Annotated in this window: 11 protein-coding genes; 3 read left to right on the top strand and 8 right to left on the bottom strand. The window is 46.3% G+C overall.

Annotated features, from left to right (window positions below; translation table 11 throughout):
- Positions 1-123: 123 nt before the first annotated feature.
- Positions 124-963 carry a sulfite exporter TauE/SafE family protein gene (locus IDJ77_RS09460; protein WP_191188698.1) on the bottom strand — a complete coding sequence of 280 codons (840 nt, stop codon included), beginning with the start codon at positions 961-963 and terminating at the stop codon, positions 124-126.
- A 272-nt stretch (positions 964-1,235) separates the two neighbouring features.
- Here IDJ77_RS09460 and IDJ77_RS09455 point away from each other — a divergent pair, with 272 nt between their 5' ends.
- The 3 genes from IDJ77_RS09455 to dapA all read left to right on the top strand — a co-directional run bounded on the left by IDJ77_RS09455 (position 1,236) and on the right by dapA (position 4,752).
- The gene (locus IDJ77_RS09455; protein WP_191188697.1) at positions 1,236-3,074 is read left to right on the top strand and encodes a UbiD family decarboxylase; all 1,839 of its coding nucleotides are present in this window, start codon (positions 1,236-1,238) and stop codon (positions 3,072-3,074) included.
- Between the two features lie 18 nt (positions 3,075-3,092).
- Positions 3,093-3,626, top strand: coding sequence for a GNAT family N-acetyltransferase (locus IDJ77_RS09450; protein WP_191188696.1), 534 nt, complete (start codon positions 3,093-3,095; stop codon positions 3,624-3,626).
- Positions 3,627-3,873: 247 nt separating this feature from the next.
- Entirely contained in the window at positions 3,874-4,752 is an 879-nt protein-coding gene (gene dapA / locus IDJ77_RS09445; protein WP_191188695.1) for a 4-hydroxy-tetrahydrodipicolinate synthase, read from the top strand.
- A gap of 95 nt (positions 4,753-4,847) precedes the next feature.
- On the opposite strand, the gene IDJ77_RS09440 is transcribed toward dapA, so the two are convergent.
- The 7 genes from IDJ77_RS09440 to murG all read right to left on the bottom strand — a co-directional run bounded on the left by IDJ77_RS09440 (position 4,848) and on the right by murG (position 13,885).
- Complete coding sequence (locus IDJ77_RS09440) at positions 4,848-5,024, bottom strand: histone H1 (RefSeq protein WP_128531787.1); 177 nt, start codon at positions 5,022-5,024, stop codon at positions 4,848-4,850.
- 369 nt (positions 5,025-5,393) lie between these two features.
- The gene (locus tag IDJ77_RS09435) at positions 5,394-6,638 is read right to left on the bottom strand and encodes an aminotransferase class I/II-fold pyridoxal phosphate-dependent enzyme (RefSeq protein ID WP_191188694.1); all 1,245 of its coding nucleotides are present in this window, start codon (positions 6,636-6,638) and stop codon (positions 5,394-5,396) included.
- 286 nt (positions 6,639-6,924) lie between these two features.
- A complete protein-coding gene (ftsZ, locus tag IDJ77_RS09430; protein WP_191188693.1) occupies positions 6,925-8,541 on the bottom strand; it encodes a cell division protein FtsZ in 1,617 nt (538 codons plus the stop codon).
- A 183-nt stretch (positions 8,542-8,724) separates the two neighbouring features.
- Positions 8,725-10,071, bottom strand: a complete 1,347-nt coding sequence (gene ftsA, locus IDJ77_RS09425; RefSeq protein ID WP_191188692.1) for a cell division protein FtsA — start codon at positions 10,069-10,071, stop codon at positions 8,725-8,727.
- Positions 10,072-10,075: 4 nt separating this feature from the next.
- Positions 10,076-11,293, bottom strand: a complete 1,218-nt coding sequence (locus IDJ77_RS09420; protein WP_191188691.1) for a cell division protein FtsQ — start codon at positions 11,291-11,293, stop codon at positions 10,076-10,078.
- On the bottom strand, positions 11,286-12,641 hold the full coding sequence (gene murC / locus IDJ77_RS09415) for a UDP-N-acetylmuramate--L-alanine ligase (RefSeq protein WP_191188690.1): 1,356 nt from the start codon (positions 12,639-12,641) through the stop codon (positions 11,286-11,288). The genes IDJ77_RS09420 and murC overlap by 8 nt, the downstream gene beginning before the upstream one ends.
- Before the next feature lie 53 nt (positions 12,642-12,694).
- Complete coding sequence (gene murG, locus IDJ77_RS09410) at positions 12,695-13,885, bottom strand: undecaprenyldiphospho-muramoylpentapeptide beta-N-acetylglucosaminyltransferase (RefSeq protein WP_191188689.1); 1,191 nt, start codon at positions 13,883-13,885, stop codon at positions 12,695-12,697.
- Between the last annotated feature and the right edge of the window lie 30 nt (positions 13,886-13,915).

Here is a 13,915-nt window from a genome sequence, read left to right as displayed (position 1 = left end):
TAAAAACACGATGTCGCAAATGGCCCGCGGCGGGGTGTTCAATGGTGTCCAGGTGCGTTCAGGGGTGTCCACTGCGTCCATATTTTAAAAATTGGACACTTAAACACCGTTGATTTGAGCATGTTATATTTTACCGGTAAAACCGTTGTAGATCATTTGCCCGGCCAAAAACGTAACCACAATGGCAAACACCCAACGCAGCCAGCCGGAAGATTTGGTATGCACCAGGATCTTAGAACCCGTGAGCGCCCCCAGCAATACGCCGATAACCACCGGCATGGAGATGCCCGGCTCGATGTACCCCCGTTGCAAATAAACCACCGCGCTGGCAGCAGCGGTAACGCCTATCATAAAATTACTGGTAGTGGTTGATACCTTGAAGGGGATCTTCATGATGGTATCCATGGCTATCACCTTCAGCGCGCCGGAGCCAATACCTAGCAAACCCGAGATCACCCCGGCAAACAGCATCATAAAAAAGCCCCCGCCTACATGGGTAACGCCGTACTGTATCATGTGCCCATCGCCATCAGGGTAGCTGCCTTTCAGCTTTAGTTTTTCGGCCAAATAACTGGGCTCCAGCACAATTTTCTCCTCCTTTTTACGCAGCGACATGATAGCCGAAAAGATAAGGATCACCCCAAAAAGTATAGCGATATAATGGGTAGGAATATAAATGGCCAGCATGGCCCCCGCCAGCGCGCCAAGCGTGGTAGCGATCTCTAAAAACATGCCCAGGCGGATATTGGTGATACCCTCTTTTACATACGCCGCCGCCGAACCGCTCGAGGTAGCAATAACTGATACCAGCGAAGCACCAATAGCGTAATGGATGTCGACGCCTAATAAAAGTGTAAGTAATGGAATAATAACCACCCCGCCGCCAAGCCCCGTAAGCGAGCCTAAAAGGCCTGCAACATAGGCACCAATAAGTATGATCAGCGTAAATAAAATTACCGACATAAGGCAGATAATGGTTTACACCGTAAAAGTAATATAAGTTTTTACAATGAATAAAAGAAGTAAACCTACCTGTTTACTTATCTTTTTTGCTAACCAGTCAATTCAAACAACTCAAAACTCTCTTTTACAAGATGTTATTTGAAAAATCACATTGCTTTTTTATAATAAATATCTTGATATTAAATCAATTTTTCCCGGTCTGCCGTAAGGCTGCGGTTCATTACTTAAACATGATCTAAAAATCAATTATTCTGTAATATCTTTGAAGCCTAATGGCATACAAAAGTTTACAGGACTGCATCACCGATCTGGAAAAGAACAAGCACCTTATCCGCATAAAAGAAGAGGTTGACCCCTACCTGCAAATGGCGGCGATACACCTGCGCGTATTTGAAAACGAGGGGCCGGCCATCCTATTCGAAAACGTAAAAGGCAGCAAATTCCCGGCGGTATCTAACCTGTTTGGCACGCTGGACAGGTCGCGGTTTATTTTCCGTGATACGCTGGAGAAGATCAAGACCCTGGTGGACATTAAAAACGACCCTATAAAAGCCATCAGGCATCCTTTTAAATACGCTAATACTGCATTAACCGCCCTGTCTGCCCTGCCAATGAAAGTTGGCAAAGGCGCTCCGATCAATTTCAGCCGTACCACCATTGGCGAACTGCCTCAAATAGTAAACTGGCCTAAAGATGGTGGCCCCTTTGTCACCATGCCCCAGGTTTATACAGAGGATATGGATCTGCCCGGCATCATGAACGCTAACCTGGGCATGTACCGTATCCAGCTTGGCGGCAACGATTATATACCTGATAAAGAGATTGGCCTGCATTACCAGCTTCACCGCGGCATAGGCGTGCACCAAACCAAAGCCAATGCCAAAGGGCAGCCTTTAAAGGTGAGCATATTTGTAGGCGGCCCGCCGGCGCACCCGGTTGCAGCTGTAATGCCACTGCCCGAGGGCTTATCAGAAATGACCTTCGCCGGGGCGTTGGGTAATCGCCGTTTCCGTTATTTTTATGATGCGGAAGGGTTTTGTATCTCTGCCGATGCTGATTTTGTGATAACCGGTACCGTGATGCCGATGGAAAATAAACCAGAAGGGCCCTTTGGCGACCACCTGGGTTATTATAGCCTGGCGCACCCCTTCCCGCTGTTAAAAGTGCATAACGTTTATCACCGTAAAGATGCGGTATGGTCGTTCACGGTGGTGGGCCGGCCGCCGCAGGAAGATACCAGCTTTGGCGCCCTCATCCACGAGATTACCGGCAGCGCCATCCCGAAAGAAATCCCCGGCCTGCACGCCGTAAACGCGGTTGACGCAGCCGGTGTACACCCTTTGTTATTTGCCATTGGCAGCGAGCGTTATACGCCGTACGTAAAAGAACGCCATCCGCAGGAGATCATCACCATTGCCAACCATATTTTGGGTAAAGGTCAGCTTAGCCTGGCCAAGTATCTCTTCATTGCAGCCAAAGAGGACGACCCGAATTTGAATGTGAACGACATAGGAGGCTTCCTGAAACACATCCTGCAGCGTATCGATCTTACCCGCGATCTGCACTTCCAAACCAAAACCTCTATAGATACGCTGGATTACAGCGGTGAAGGCCTCAATAGCGGCAGCAAAGTTGCTATTACAGTTGCCGGCGATATTAAACGCGAGCTCTGGAGCGAAATACCGTCTTCCTTTAGCCTGCCCCGCCCTTTTGTGAATTATAAAATGGTGATGCCGGGTATAATGGCAGTAGAGGTGCCCAAAAACATCCGGACCAGTGATATGCCTTTGATGCTGGAGATCCTACAAGAACATCTTGGTGAAACCGACCTGAGCGGACTACCGCTTATTGTACTGTGCGACGATGCCGCATTCACCGCTCAAACCATCAATAACTTTGTTTGGGTAACCTTTACCCGCAGCAATCCTTCGCACGATATTTATGGTATCAACAGCTTTACCGAGCATAAACACTGGGGCTGCCACGGCCCATTAATGATAGATGCCCGTATAAAACCGCACCATGCACCGGTTTTGGAGAGAGACCCGGTGGTAGAAAAATTGGTGGATAAAATGGGTGAAAAAGGCGGTGCGCTGCATGGAATAATTTAGGCCCATCTACATTGTGATATGGAAATTTTTGAACTTAGATCAACAAAATTAGAGAACGAACTAATAGCGCTGCAGTTAGTACAAGAGACGGATTTCGACAAATTATTTGAAGTAGCGGCCGACCCTTTGATATGGGAACTACACCCGGCCAAAGACAGGTATAAAAAAGAAGTTTTTCAGCTTTACTTTAACGATGCCCTTGCATCGGAAAGTTCGTTTTTAGTAATTGATAAAGCAACGGGTGACATTATAGGCTGCACCCGGTTATATGATATAAGGCCGGCACAATCCAGCGTAGCCATTGGGTATACTTTTTTGGCCAGGAAATATTGGGGCGGGGTTTACAATTCGGCTATGAAAGGTTTGCTAATGGAGCATGTATTTAAAGTGGTTAACAATGTGATGTTCCACATCGCAGCTACCAACATCCGGTCGCAAAAGGCTATTGGCAAATTGGGGGCGACCAAAGTAAGTGAGGTTGACTTCGATCACTACGGCACAAAATTGCTTCATTACGAATACAGGATAACTAAATACGATTATTATAAATAGCTACGCGATCTCGTAATTGCGCGGGAGTAGCGTTACCTGCGAATCGACACAAGCTATCGCGAGATTAGCGCAGCGCATCTCGTAATTGGCATGGTGCAAGCTTCCAGCTTGCGTCAGCTAAAAGCTGACACAATGCACACCACGAGTTAAAAATTCGCGGTAGCCTCTGAACCCTAATCTGCACATCTGAAATTTGCACATCCGTACATCTACTAATTTGCTATCTTAGCATCCTTTTATTAAAGCTATGAACAGATTTTACGGGACAGGGGTAGCAATGGTAACTCCTTTTCAGGCCGACGGGCAGGTAGATTACCCTGCACTCGAAAGGCTTATCAACCACCTTATTGAAGGTGGGGTGGAATATTTAGTGTCGTTAGGCACAACAGGCGAAAGCGCTACTTTGAATAAGGACGAGAAGAAGCAGGTTTTTGCCTTTACTGCCAAAACCGTAAATAAACGCGTGGCCCTGGTGGCCGGCATAGCAGGTAACAATACCTTAGAGGTTGTTGCCGAAATTAAAGCATTTGATATTACCGGTTACGACGCCATATTATCGGCAAGTCCGCATTACAATAAACCAACCCAGGAGGGCATTTACCAGCATTATAAAGCTATTGCGGAGGCATCGCCCTTGCCAATTATTTTATACAATGTACCCAGCCGTACCGGTAGCAGCGTAAGTGCGGAAACCACCGTTAGGTTGGCTAAGGATTTTGAAAACATTATTGGCATTAAAGAAGCATCGGGCAATTTTGAACTCATGAATCAACTGGTGCGCGATAAACCGGAAGGTTTCCTGCTGATATCAGGTGATGACCCAATTACGCTGCCTATGATAGCCATGGGTGCTGTTGGGGTAATATCGGTTACAGGTAACGCGCTGCCAAAACAAGTATCTGATAAAGTTAGGCTTTGCTTGCAGGGCGATTTTAAAGCCGCGCAAGCCGCCCATTATGGTTTAATTGAATTCACCCGTTTAATGTTCAGCGAAGGAAGCCCCGCCGGTGTAAAATCGGCTTTAAAGCACCTGGGCGTTTGTGGCGATACTTTACGCCTGCCCCTTGTGCCCGTAAGCGAAGAGACCGCGGAGAAGATTAAAGAACAGATAAAACTGATAGGTTAGACGTTACGATCAACATCTTTTTCAAGATCCAACAAAAAACCCGGCCTTTAAAACCGGGTTTTTTAATGAAGTAAACAATTTTTTCTCGGGGGAGATTACTCTTTGTTTTTAGCTTCCTGAACTTCCAGGCGGATAGCCTGAGCTAAGTTCTTAAGGTCCTGCATACCTTTACGAACACGAGTGCCCGCTGCGCTGTTGCCCTTGTTATAAAATTTGTCGGCATCAGCTTCAAGGGATGCAACCAGCTCTTTTACTTCAGTAAATTTTTTCATTGTGAACTTCTTTTAAATTTTGAGGTTTATTGTTTAAATTAAAGCTAATCTAAAGGATTTTTTTTAAATAAAAATTTAAAAAGGATAAAAATAGTGCCTTAAAAGTGGTTTTTTCCACATTTTTAGCCTGCAGGGATTGAAAGGGGGCATTAAAATCTCAGGCAAAAAAGTCACGCATTCACTTCCAATTAAAACATCGGGCCATAAATTAACTCAAATGAAATTAATTTAATCAAAAACACATCAACTTAGATTGTAACCTTTCCTTAGTCGCTTATTGTTTTACAAGCACCGCTATGCGCTATAAAAGAAAAACCCCGCAACTACGCGGGGTTTTCTAAATATATCATACAAACTTATAGCGATAAATTAAGCTATAGCCATTTTATTCTCTTTGTAATAACCTGCCTTCAACTTCTCCGCAACTTCGCTAAAGGCATCCAGCGTACGTTCTACATCCGCTAAAGTATGCATGGCGGTAGGTATCAACCGTAACTCAATTAAGCCCTTAGGGATTACCGGATAAACCACAATGGAACAAAAGATGCTATAGTTCTCGCGCAGATCCATGGTGAGGCTGGTCGCTTCGTTCAGTTCGCCTTTCAGGAAAACCGGGGTAACCATGGTATTGGTAATACCGATATCAAAGCCATGCTCCACCAGGCCATTTTGCAGGGCCTTGGCAATTACCCATAACTGTTCGCGCAGTGCGGGGTTGGTTTTAAGTAACTCAAAACGTTTTTTTAAGCCCAATACCATTGGCATAGGCAATGCTTTGGCAAAGGTTTGCGAGCGCATATTATAGCGCAGGTAGTTGATGATCTCGTTATCAGATGCTACAAAAGCGCCTATCCCCGCCATGGATTTTGCAAAGGTACCGAAGTAAACATCTACACCCTCAATACAGTCTTGCTCCTCGTGCGTGCCGGCACCGGTTGGGCCCATGGTACCAAAACCATGTGCGTCATCTATCAGCAAACGGAAATTATATTTTTCTTTTAGCGCGATGATCTCTTTAAGCTTACCCTGCGCTCCCGACATGCCGAAAACACCCTCGGTAATTAACAATATGCCGCCGCCGGTTTGTTCTGTCAGCTTCGTAGCGCGTTCCAGCTGCTTTTCGCAGCTTTCGATATCGTTGTGCTGGTACACAAAACGTTTACCCATGTGCAGGCGAACACCGTCTACAATACAAGCGTGCGACTCGGCATCGTAAACAACAACATCGTTACGGTCTACCAGTGCATCTATGATAGATACCATCCCCTGGTAGCCATAATTCAATAAAAAGGCTGCATCCTTACCCACAAATTCGGCCAAGTTATTCTCCAGCTCTTCGTGGTGTTTGGTATTTCCGCTCATCATTCTGGCACCCATCGGGTAGGCCATTCCGTAGTCGGCAGCGGCTTGGGCATCTGCTTCCCTTACTTCGGGATGGTTAGCCAAACCAAGGTAATTGTTGAGGCTCCAAACGAGGTGTTCTTTGCCATTGAACATCATGTGCGGATGTATCTCCCCCTCCAGGCGCGGGAACGAAAAATACCCGTGCGACCATTTCTGATGCTGCCCTATCGGGCCGCCCATGTTTTTATTTATTTTATCAAACAGATCCAAATTGCAAATCCTTTAATGGTAATTATATTTTATTGCAAATATACCCATAAAACGCCCCCTATCAAACGTTATTACTTTTTATGATAGTTTATAACTGAGGGGTTCATAGGTGATGGTTTATGGTTCATAGTAAGATTTTTGTTGGCGATGGTTTATAGTTCAAAGTAGTTAATTCAAAAGTAATAGTGGCATGGCGTTCCAAACCACTATCAACAAAAAAAGAGGCACGAATACGCACCTCTTTCTTTTTACTATGAACCATCAACTATGATCCATGAACCAAAAACTAATCTACGTTATCATGCAGAAAAGAATTGTTGTTCTTTATTTCTGTTTTACCATCGCTATCGGTCATTAAGGAGAACCTGGAGATCTGGCTTTCGTCCGACTGCGGGGTTTGCTGTAGCGCTACTTCCTTTCGTTTGTAGGCTGGTACATTCTCCATCTCCTGGATATTTCCGTTACGCAGTTTCATGCTCAGATCTTTTAAGCGCATGATACGCTCGCGCGATTTACGCAGCTGCTCTTCTATCGATTCGTCGGTTTTGTTTTCGTCCGCGTTTACAACAGGTTCCGGCTCCGGCTCAGGTTTCCTTTCCTCAACTACCGGCGGCGGGGTAAAGTCCATCACCGTTTCGGTTATCTTAAAGGTAAAGCCCGATTCATCCTGTGGTTCTTCGGCAACCTCTTCCGGCTCTTCTTCGGTTAAGTTAAAACGTACAACTTCGCGTTGCTCTGCTTTATCCTGCTCTTCTGCTTTCGCAAACAGATCGAACAAACCGGTTTGCTTAGGCGCATCCTTCATTTTCATGAAAGGCTGTGCAGCCATCTCCGCATCAGGTTTTACGGCATTGATAAACTCGTTAACCGGTTTTACCATCGGTGCAGGCTCGGGCATTAACATGCTCACCACCTTTTTATTGCTATGCTCTTTCTCGCGCTCGTCCTTAGTTTGGAAACCGGTTGCAATAATGGTAACCGATAAGGCTTCGCCCAAATTATCATCCTTACAATTACCCCATATCAGGTCTGCAGCCAAACCGGCTTCTTCTTGTATGTAATCGGTAATGATGGTCACCTCATCCATTGTCACTTCGTTTTCGCCCGAAGTGATATTCAGCAGGATATAGCGTGCACCTTCAATTTCGTTATCTTTTAATAATGGAGATGCCAATGCGCCTTCCACTGCTTTTAAAGCACGGTTCTCGCCATCGGCAGTACAGCTCCCCATGATAGATACACCGCTGTCTTTCATTACGGTGCGCACATCCTTAAAGTCAACGTTGATATAACCGGGCAGGGTGATGATCTCGGCAATGCCTTTTGCGGCAGTTGTTAAAATATCATCTGCCTGGCCGAATGCCGAGCTCATGGTTAAGTTACCAAAGATCTGGCGCAGCCTGTCGTTAGAGATCACCAGGAACGAATCCACGTACTTTTTCAGCTCTTCCATACCTTCCTCGGCCTGCATCCGGCGGCGTTTGCCTTCGAATGAGAACGGAGTGGTGATGATACCTACCGTTAAAATATCCAGTTCGCGTGCGGCTTTGGCAATGATAGGGCTTGCGCCTGTACCTGTACCACCGCCCATACCTGCTGTAATAAACAGCATTTTGGTATTTGAACCGAGCATCTGTTTGATATCGTCGATATTCTCGATTGCCGAGTTTTTGCCCACTTCGGGTATCGAGCCTGCGCCCATACCTTCGGTTAAGCTTGCGCCCAATTGTACCTTGTTGGGGATAGGGCTAAGCTCCAATGCCTGTGCATCGGTATTACATATAATGAAGTCGACACCCTTGATACCTTGCCTGTACATGTGGTTAACAGCGTTGCCGCCACCACCGCCAACACCAATTACCTTGATGATCGCCGATTTTTCCTTTAACATCTCAAACTGCATAATCCTTGTTTTTCAGTTGTTTGTGGATTGATGATTAGATAGAATTCCTTAATGTAATGATAGGGGTTTTTCCACAGGGTTTTTCCACAAATGTGTACTATGTGGAAAAGTTAATTAATGTGCATAAAAATTAACTCACCAAGCCTCACCCCAACCCCTCTCCAGAGGAGAGGGGCTTTTTTCCTATTTCAAAAAGTCCTCGTCCTTGATATCATCCTTAATAAATTTCTTACCCGACTCTAATATTTTGCCCAGCAGGCCAAATTTACGGTCGTCGGTATACTTTGCTTTTTCTATTTTGGCCGCTACCGGTTCTGCCTGTACTATTCCGTTGTACTCCATTTTCTGGATTCCTTTTATCAGAAGGCCTATACCGGTGGCGAATGTCGGGCTCTGCAGATCCTCATACACATTCTTAGGCAGGCTTTCATTTTTGGCCAGGTGTTCGTTAGGATAACCTATGCGGCAATCCAGCCCGGTTACAAACTCTATCAGCTGGGTTAAGTGCTTTAACTGGGCACCACCACCTGTTACTACGATACCACCAATCAGTTTCTTTTCGTACCCTGATGATTTTATCTCGTAGTAAACGTGCTCTATAATTTCCTCCATACGGGCCTGTATTACAAAGGCCAGGTTTTTAACCGAGATCTCTTTGGGTTCGCGGCCGCGTAAACCGGGTACACAAACTATCTCGTTCTCTTTATTCTCTTCTGCCAGTGCCGAACCAAACCTTACTTTTAGTTGCTCCGCGATGTTGCGCATAACCGAGCAACCCTCGCGGATATCTTCGGTAACGCTGTTACCACCAAAAGGGATAACTGCTGTATGGCGAATAATTCCTTCATGGAAGATGGCCACATCCGTTGTACCACCACCGATATCAACCAATACGATACCGGCTTCTTTTTCCTCATCGCTCAATACCGATTCAGAGGATGCAAGCGGCTCCAGTATCAGTTCCTGGCTCTCGAGTTGTGCCTTGGTAACGCATTTTACAATGTTTTTGATAGCCGTAACCTGGCCGGAGATAATGTGGAAATTAGCTTCCAAACGCACTCCTGCCATACCAATAGGGTCCTTGATGCCCGGTTCGCTGTCTACCGTAAATTCCTGCGGCAACACGTGGATGATCTCCTCGCCCGGGGGCATTACCAGGTTGTACATGTCCTCAACCAGTTTATCTATATCCTTACGGCCTATTTCGGTGTTCAGGTCCTTACGGGTTATCAGCCCGCGGTGCTGCAAGCTTTTTATATGCTGGCCGGCAATACCTACGTTCACTATTCTTATCTCCACGTTTGATTGCGCGCCGGCCACATCTACTGCCTGGGTAATACCCTGCACCGTTTTATCGATGTTTGATACCACGCCGCGCGTAACACCCGCCGATTCGGCTTTGCCGATACCCAGCACTTCAATTTTGCCGTTTTTGCTTCGGCGACCAACAATAGCACAAATTTTAGTAGTGCCAATATCCAGCCCCACTACAATTGGCGAACTTTTTTCTTGTGTTGAACTTTTGTCCATATTGTTATTTTTTAATAGATGTCTTTTTATCGGTTTTCTTCTCTGCGGCTTTCTTTACCACCGGCTTAGCCGCTGCCGGTTTATTCTCTGCCGGTTTATCAGCTTTTTTGGCTGCAGGCTTATGTGCCGGCTTTTTGCTTGCCACGTAACTGGCAATTACATCCTCTGCTGCCGGGGGCTTATGCGCCACCGGTTTGGGCACTATTGTTTTATGCACCACTGGCTTGGTTTCAACCGTTTTATGCTCTGCCGGCTTTATGGCAAGCGGTTTGTTTTCAACAGGTTTATTTTCAGCAGGCTTTTCGTCCGCAGGGTTATCCACTTCGTTAACTATGGGCTCGGCAACAACCGGCTCACTTTTCACCACATTAATCCTTACCGCACGGGCAGAATCTTCGGAGGCGCGCTTAGCCTTTTCTTTCGCCGCATTCAAGGAATCTACCAGGCTCTGGTTTTTAACCCCTATTACCTGGTTATTGTATTTGATATTGATCACCTTATAAGCATCCCAACCAACCATGGGCAGGGCCTTTTTGTAAAAGGCTTTTAGGTTACCAAACCGTAGTTCCAATGAATCCGCGGTTCCCAATAAGATCCTTTGGTTACCTACTCGGGGGATCAATTCTATCTCATGATCTTTGTTGATATAGATCTGTGCTATCTGCGCATCCCAAAGCGAATCGTTCCGGATAAAATCTGCCGTTTTGAAAAGATCTTTGGCCAATGCTGTATGTAATGAGTCTACCTTGTTAGCAAACAGCTCATCAATAAAACCATTGGCGGCAATTACCCTCGCGGTAAAGTTTTGCGATAGCGGCATCTTTAAGCCATGCTGATCAACATAAAAATCCTGGTCGAAACGGTTCATCACCCTTAATATCGGCTGGCGCTGGCTCACTTCTACCTGTATTACGCCATCCATATCGGCATAAACCTTGGCCGATTCTATAAAAGGATTACTCTTCAGCTTGGTTTCCAGGTCATGCAGGTCGATATTCTCAATCCGGCGGCCAATTAGTGTATGGCTGTCCATTTGCAAAATATGATCAACTTCCTGCCTGTCTATAAAATAATGGCTGCCCGGTATATAAACCTTAATGGCCGAACAAACCACCTCGCTTTTCTTTACGGATATGAAACTCATCAGCACCACCAAACCGGCCAGGCTGAATGTCCAGCCTAATCCAATTAAAAGTGGTTTCCAAATACGTTTCTTAAACATGTGCTAAAATCTCTTTTAAAGGGTTTACCAATGTATCTATATCGCCCGCGCCTACGGTTAACAGCAGCTCGGGCTTTTCATTTTTGATGATGTCGAGGCTTTCCTGTTTGCCAACAAGGCGCTTGTTTTCCAGCTTCATCAGGTTCAGTACCATGTTGCTATCTACACCCGGTATCGGCAATTCGCGGGCGGGGTAAATCTCCAGCATCAACAGTTCATCGGCCATATCCAGCACTTCGGCAAAGCCGTCCACAAAATCGCGGGTGCGGGTAAACAAATGCGGCTGAAACATCACTGTTAGTTTTTTATCCGGATAAAGCCTTTTTACCGACGTAATGGCCGCCCGCAATTCCTCCGGATGGTGCGCATAATCATCAATATAGATATGCGCCTCATTCCTTACGATGTACTCGAACCTGCGCTTTACGCCTTTAAACGAACCCAGGGCTTCGCGGATCGCATCGCCCGAGATCTCTAATCGTAAAGATGCTTCGATAGCCGCTACTGCGTTTTCGATATTGTGCAGGCCCGCAATCCCCATCCTGATATTTGGGATAGCAGTTGAGCCATTGTCAAAATCGAAATGGAAGTTACCATCCTCGATACGGATATTGCTACCCATTGCGCCGGCTTCGCCGTTTACCGTATAGGTAAAACCTTCGGCCAGCGGCAAGCCTTTTTTGTAGATGAGCATGCCGCCCGGTTTTATCTGCGAGGCAAACAGCCTGAACGATTCCTCGAGGTGCGAATGGTCGCCATAGATGTCCAAATGATCGGCATCCATGGAGGTGATGATGGCAATATCCGGACTCAGGGTTAAAAACGACCTGTCGTACTCGTCTGCCTCTACCACCACAATATCATTTTTGCCATACAGCACATTGGTATTATAGTTTGATGATATGCCGCCCAAAAACGCCGAGCAATCTTTGCCCGAATCCTTCAGGATATGCGCTATCATACAGGAGGTAGTGGTTTTACCATGGGTACCAGCCACGGCTATGGTGAACATGCCCCTGCTGATGATACCCAATACCTGCGAGCGTTTCTGCAGATCGAACCCTTTGGTTTTAAAATAGTTCAGTATTTCAGAATCCTTTGGGATGGCTGGTGTATAGATCACCAAGGTGCCATCGCAAGGTTGCTGAAAACTCATCGGGATCCAATCCAGCCGGTCCTCAAACACCACGCGGATGCCTTCGTTATGCAGGGCATCGGTTAAGGGTGTGCTGGTTTTATCGTATCCACATACAACACAACCCAAATGATGGAAGTAGCGCGCAAGGCCGCTCATGCCTATGCCGCCTATGCCTACCAGGTAAACCCGCTGTATGTTTTTTAGTTCCATTTTCTTTCGTTTAAAAAAAGGCTATCCCCGCGTTCTACGGGGATTAGCCAGATCTAATTGTTGTTTGTTATTTGGATAACCTCTTTCGCAATAACTTCATCGGCATTGGGCATGGCCAGCCTGCCAATGTTATCGCTTAATTTCTTTTGCAAATTTTTATCGTTCAATAGTTCCAATGCTTTATCAACCAGCTTTAACTCGGCATCGCGGTCGGCCACAAATGCAGCGGCATCTTCTGTTACCAGGGCCAATGCATTTTTGGTTTGATGATCCTCCGCCACGTTTGGCGAGGGCACCAGTATCACCGGTTTCTTTATCACACACAGCTCGGCAATAGTACCTGCACCGGCGCGCGAGATGATGACATCCGCAGCGGCAAAGGCGAGGTCCATCCGGTTTAAGAATTCCACCACGCAAATATTAGGGTGGATGTTATCGCCCAGTTGCTCTTTGATGCCTTTGTAATAAAACTTACCCGTTTGCCATATCACCTGTACATCGGCCTTAATAATTTTATCAAGGCCTGCCATGATGCTTTTATTTAAAGTGCCGGCACCAAGGCTGCCGCCCGTTACCAGTATCGTTTTTTTGCGCGATGAAAGTTTATACAACTCCAGCGCCTGCATTTGCTTGCCCGCAATATCTACCGATTCCTTACGGATTGGGTTACCTGTTTTAATGATCCTACCTGCAGGGAAGAATTTCTCCATACCATCAAAAGCAACACAGATCTTTTTGGCTTTTTTGCCCAGCCATTTATTAGTGATACCCGCGTAAGAGTTTTGCTCCTGTATCAAAGTAGGGATGCCCATCACACCTGCCGCGTACAACAGCGGGCCGCTTGCATAACCACCCACGCCAACACAAGCATCGGGTTTAAAATCTTTGATGATCTTAACGGCCTTGCGCACACTACCCAGCAGCTTTATCGGGAACATCAGGTTTTTAAGGATAGACTTGCGTTGCAATCCCTGAATATCCAAACCAATAATTTCGTAACCGGCAGCCGGAACTTTTTCCATTTCCATACGGCCACTGGCTCCCACAAATAAAATCTCGGTAGCAGGGTTGAGCTTTTTCAAGGCATTAGCAATAGCAATAGCCGGGAAGATATGCCCGCCTGTACCGCCGCCGCTAATGATGATACGGCGAGCCCTCCCCGCCCCCTGAAGGGGGAGCTTAGCCTCCCTAACTCCCTGAAGGGGGAGTTTTGGGTTGTTTGCTATGTCCTGGTTCCTGCTCATCGATATCTTATTTCTTAAACTTCTGTTCCC

The organism is Mucilaginibacter pankratovii (genome assembly GCF_014773265.1).
In the GTDB taxonomy this organism is placed as follows: domain Bacteria; phylum Bacteroidota; class Bacteroidia; order Sphingobacteriales; family Sphingobacteriaceae; genus Mucilaginibacter; species Mucilaginibacter pankratovii.
Note: the sequence above shows the minus strand (reverse complement) of the source record. Positions and strands in the feature narration are given on the sequence as shown.

What these genes read in the sequence shown, in the direction of transcription:
- IDJ77_RS09460 (WP_191188698.1), bottom strand. Translation starts at nt 963, where the DNA reads ATGTCGGTAATTTTATTTACGCTGATCATACTTATTGGTGCCTATGTT.
- IDJ77_RS09455 (WP_191188697.1), top strand. Translation starts at nt 1,236, where the DNA reads ATGGCATACAAAAGTTTACAGGACTGCATCACCGATCTGGAAAAGAAC.
- ftsZ (WP_191188693.1), bottom strand. Translation starts at nt 8,541, where the DNA reads ATGCAGTTTGAGATGTTAAAGGAAAAATCGGCGATCATCAAGGTAATT.
- ftsA (WP_191188692.1), bottom strand. Translation starts at nt 10,071, where the DNA reads ATGGACAAAAGTTCAACACAAGAAAAAAGTTCGCCAATTGTAGTGGGG.
- IDJ77_RS09450 (WP_191188696.1), top strand. Translation starts at nt 3,093, where the DNA reads ATGGAAATTTTTGAACTTAGATCAACAAAATTAGAGAACGAACTAATA.
- murC (WP_191188690.1), bottom strand. Translation starts at nt 12,641, where the DNA reads ATGGAACTAAAAAACATACAGCGGGTTTACCTGGTAGGCATAGGCGGC.
- IDJ77_RS09420 (WP_191188691.1), bottom strand. Translation starts at nt 11,293, where the DNA reads ATGTTTAAGAAACGTATTTGGAAACCACTTTTAATTGGATTAGGCTGG.
- murG (WP_191188689.1), bottom strand. Translation starts at nt 13,885, where the DNA reads ATGAGCAGGAACCAGGACATAGCAAACAACCCAAAACTCCCCCTTCAG.
- dapA (WP_191188695.1), top strand. Translation starts at nt 3,874, where the DNA reads ATGAACAGATTTTACGGGACAGGGGTAGCAATGGTAACTCCTTTTCAG.
- IDJ77_RS09440 (WP_128531787.1), bottom strand. Translation starts at nt 5,024, where the DNA reads ATGAAAAAATTTACTGAAGTAAAAGAGCTGGTTGCATCCCTTGAAGCT.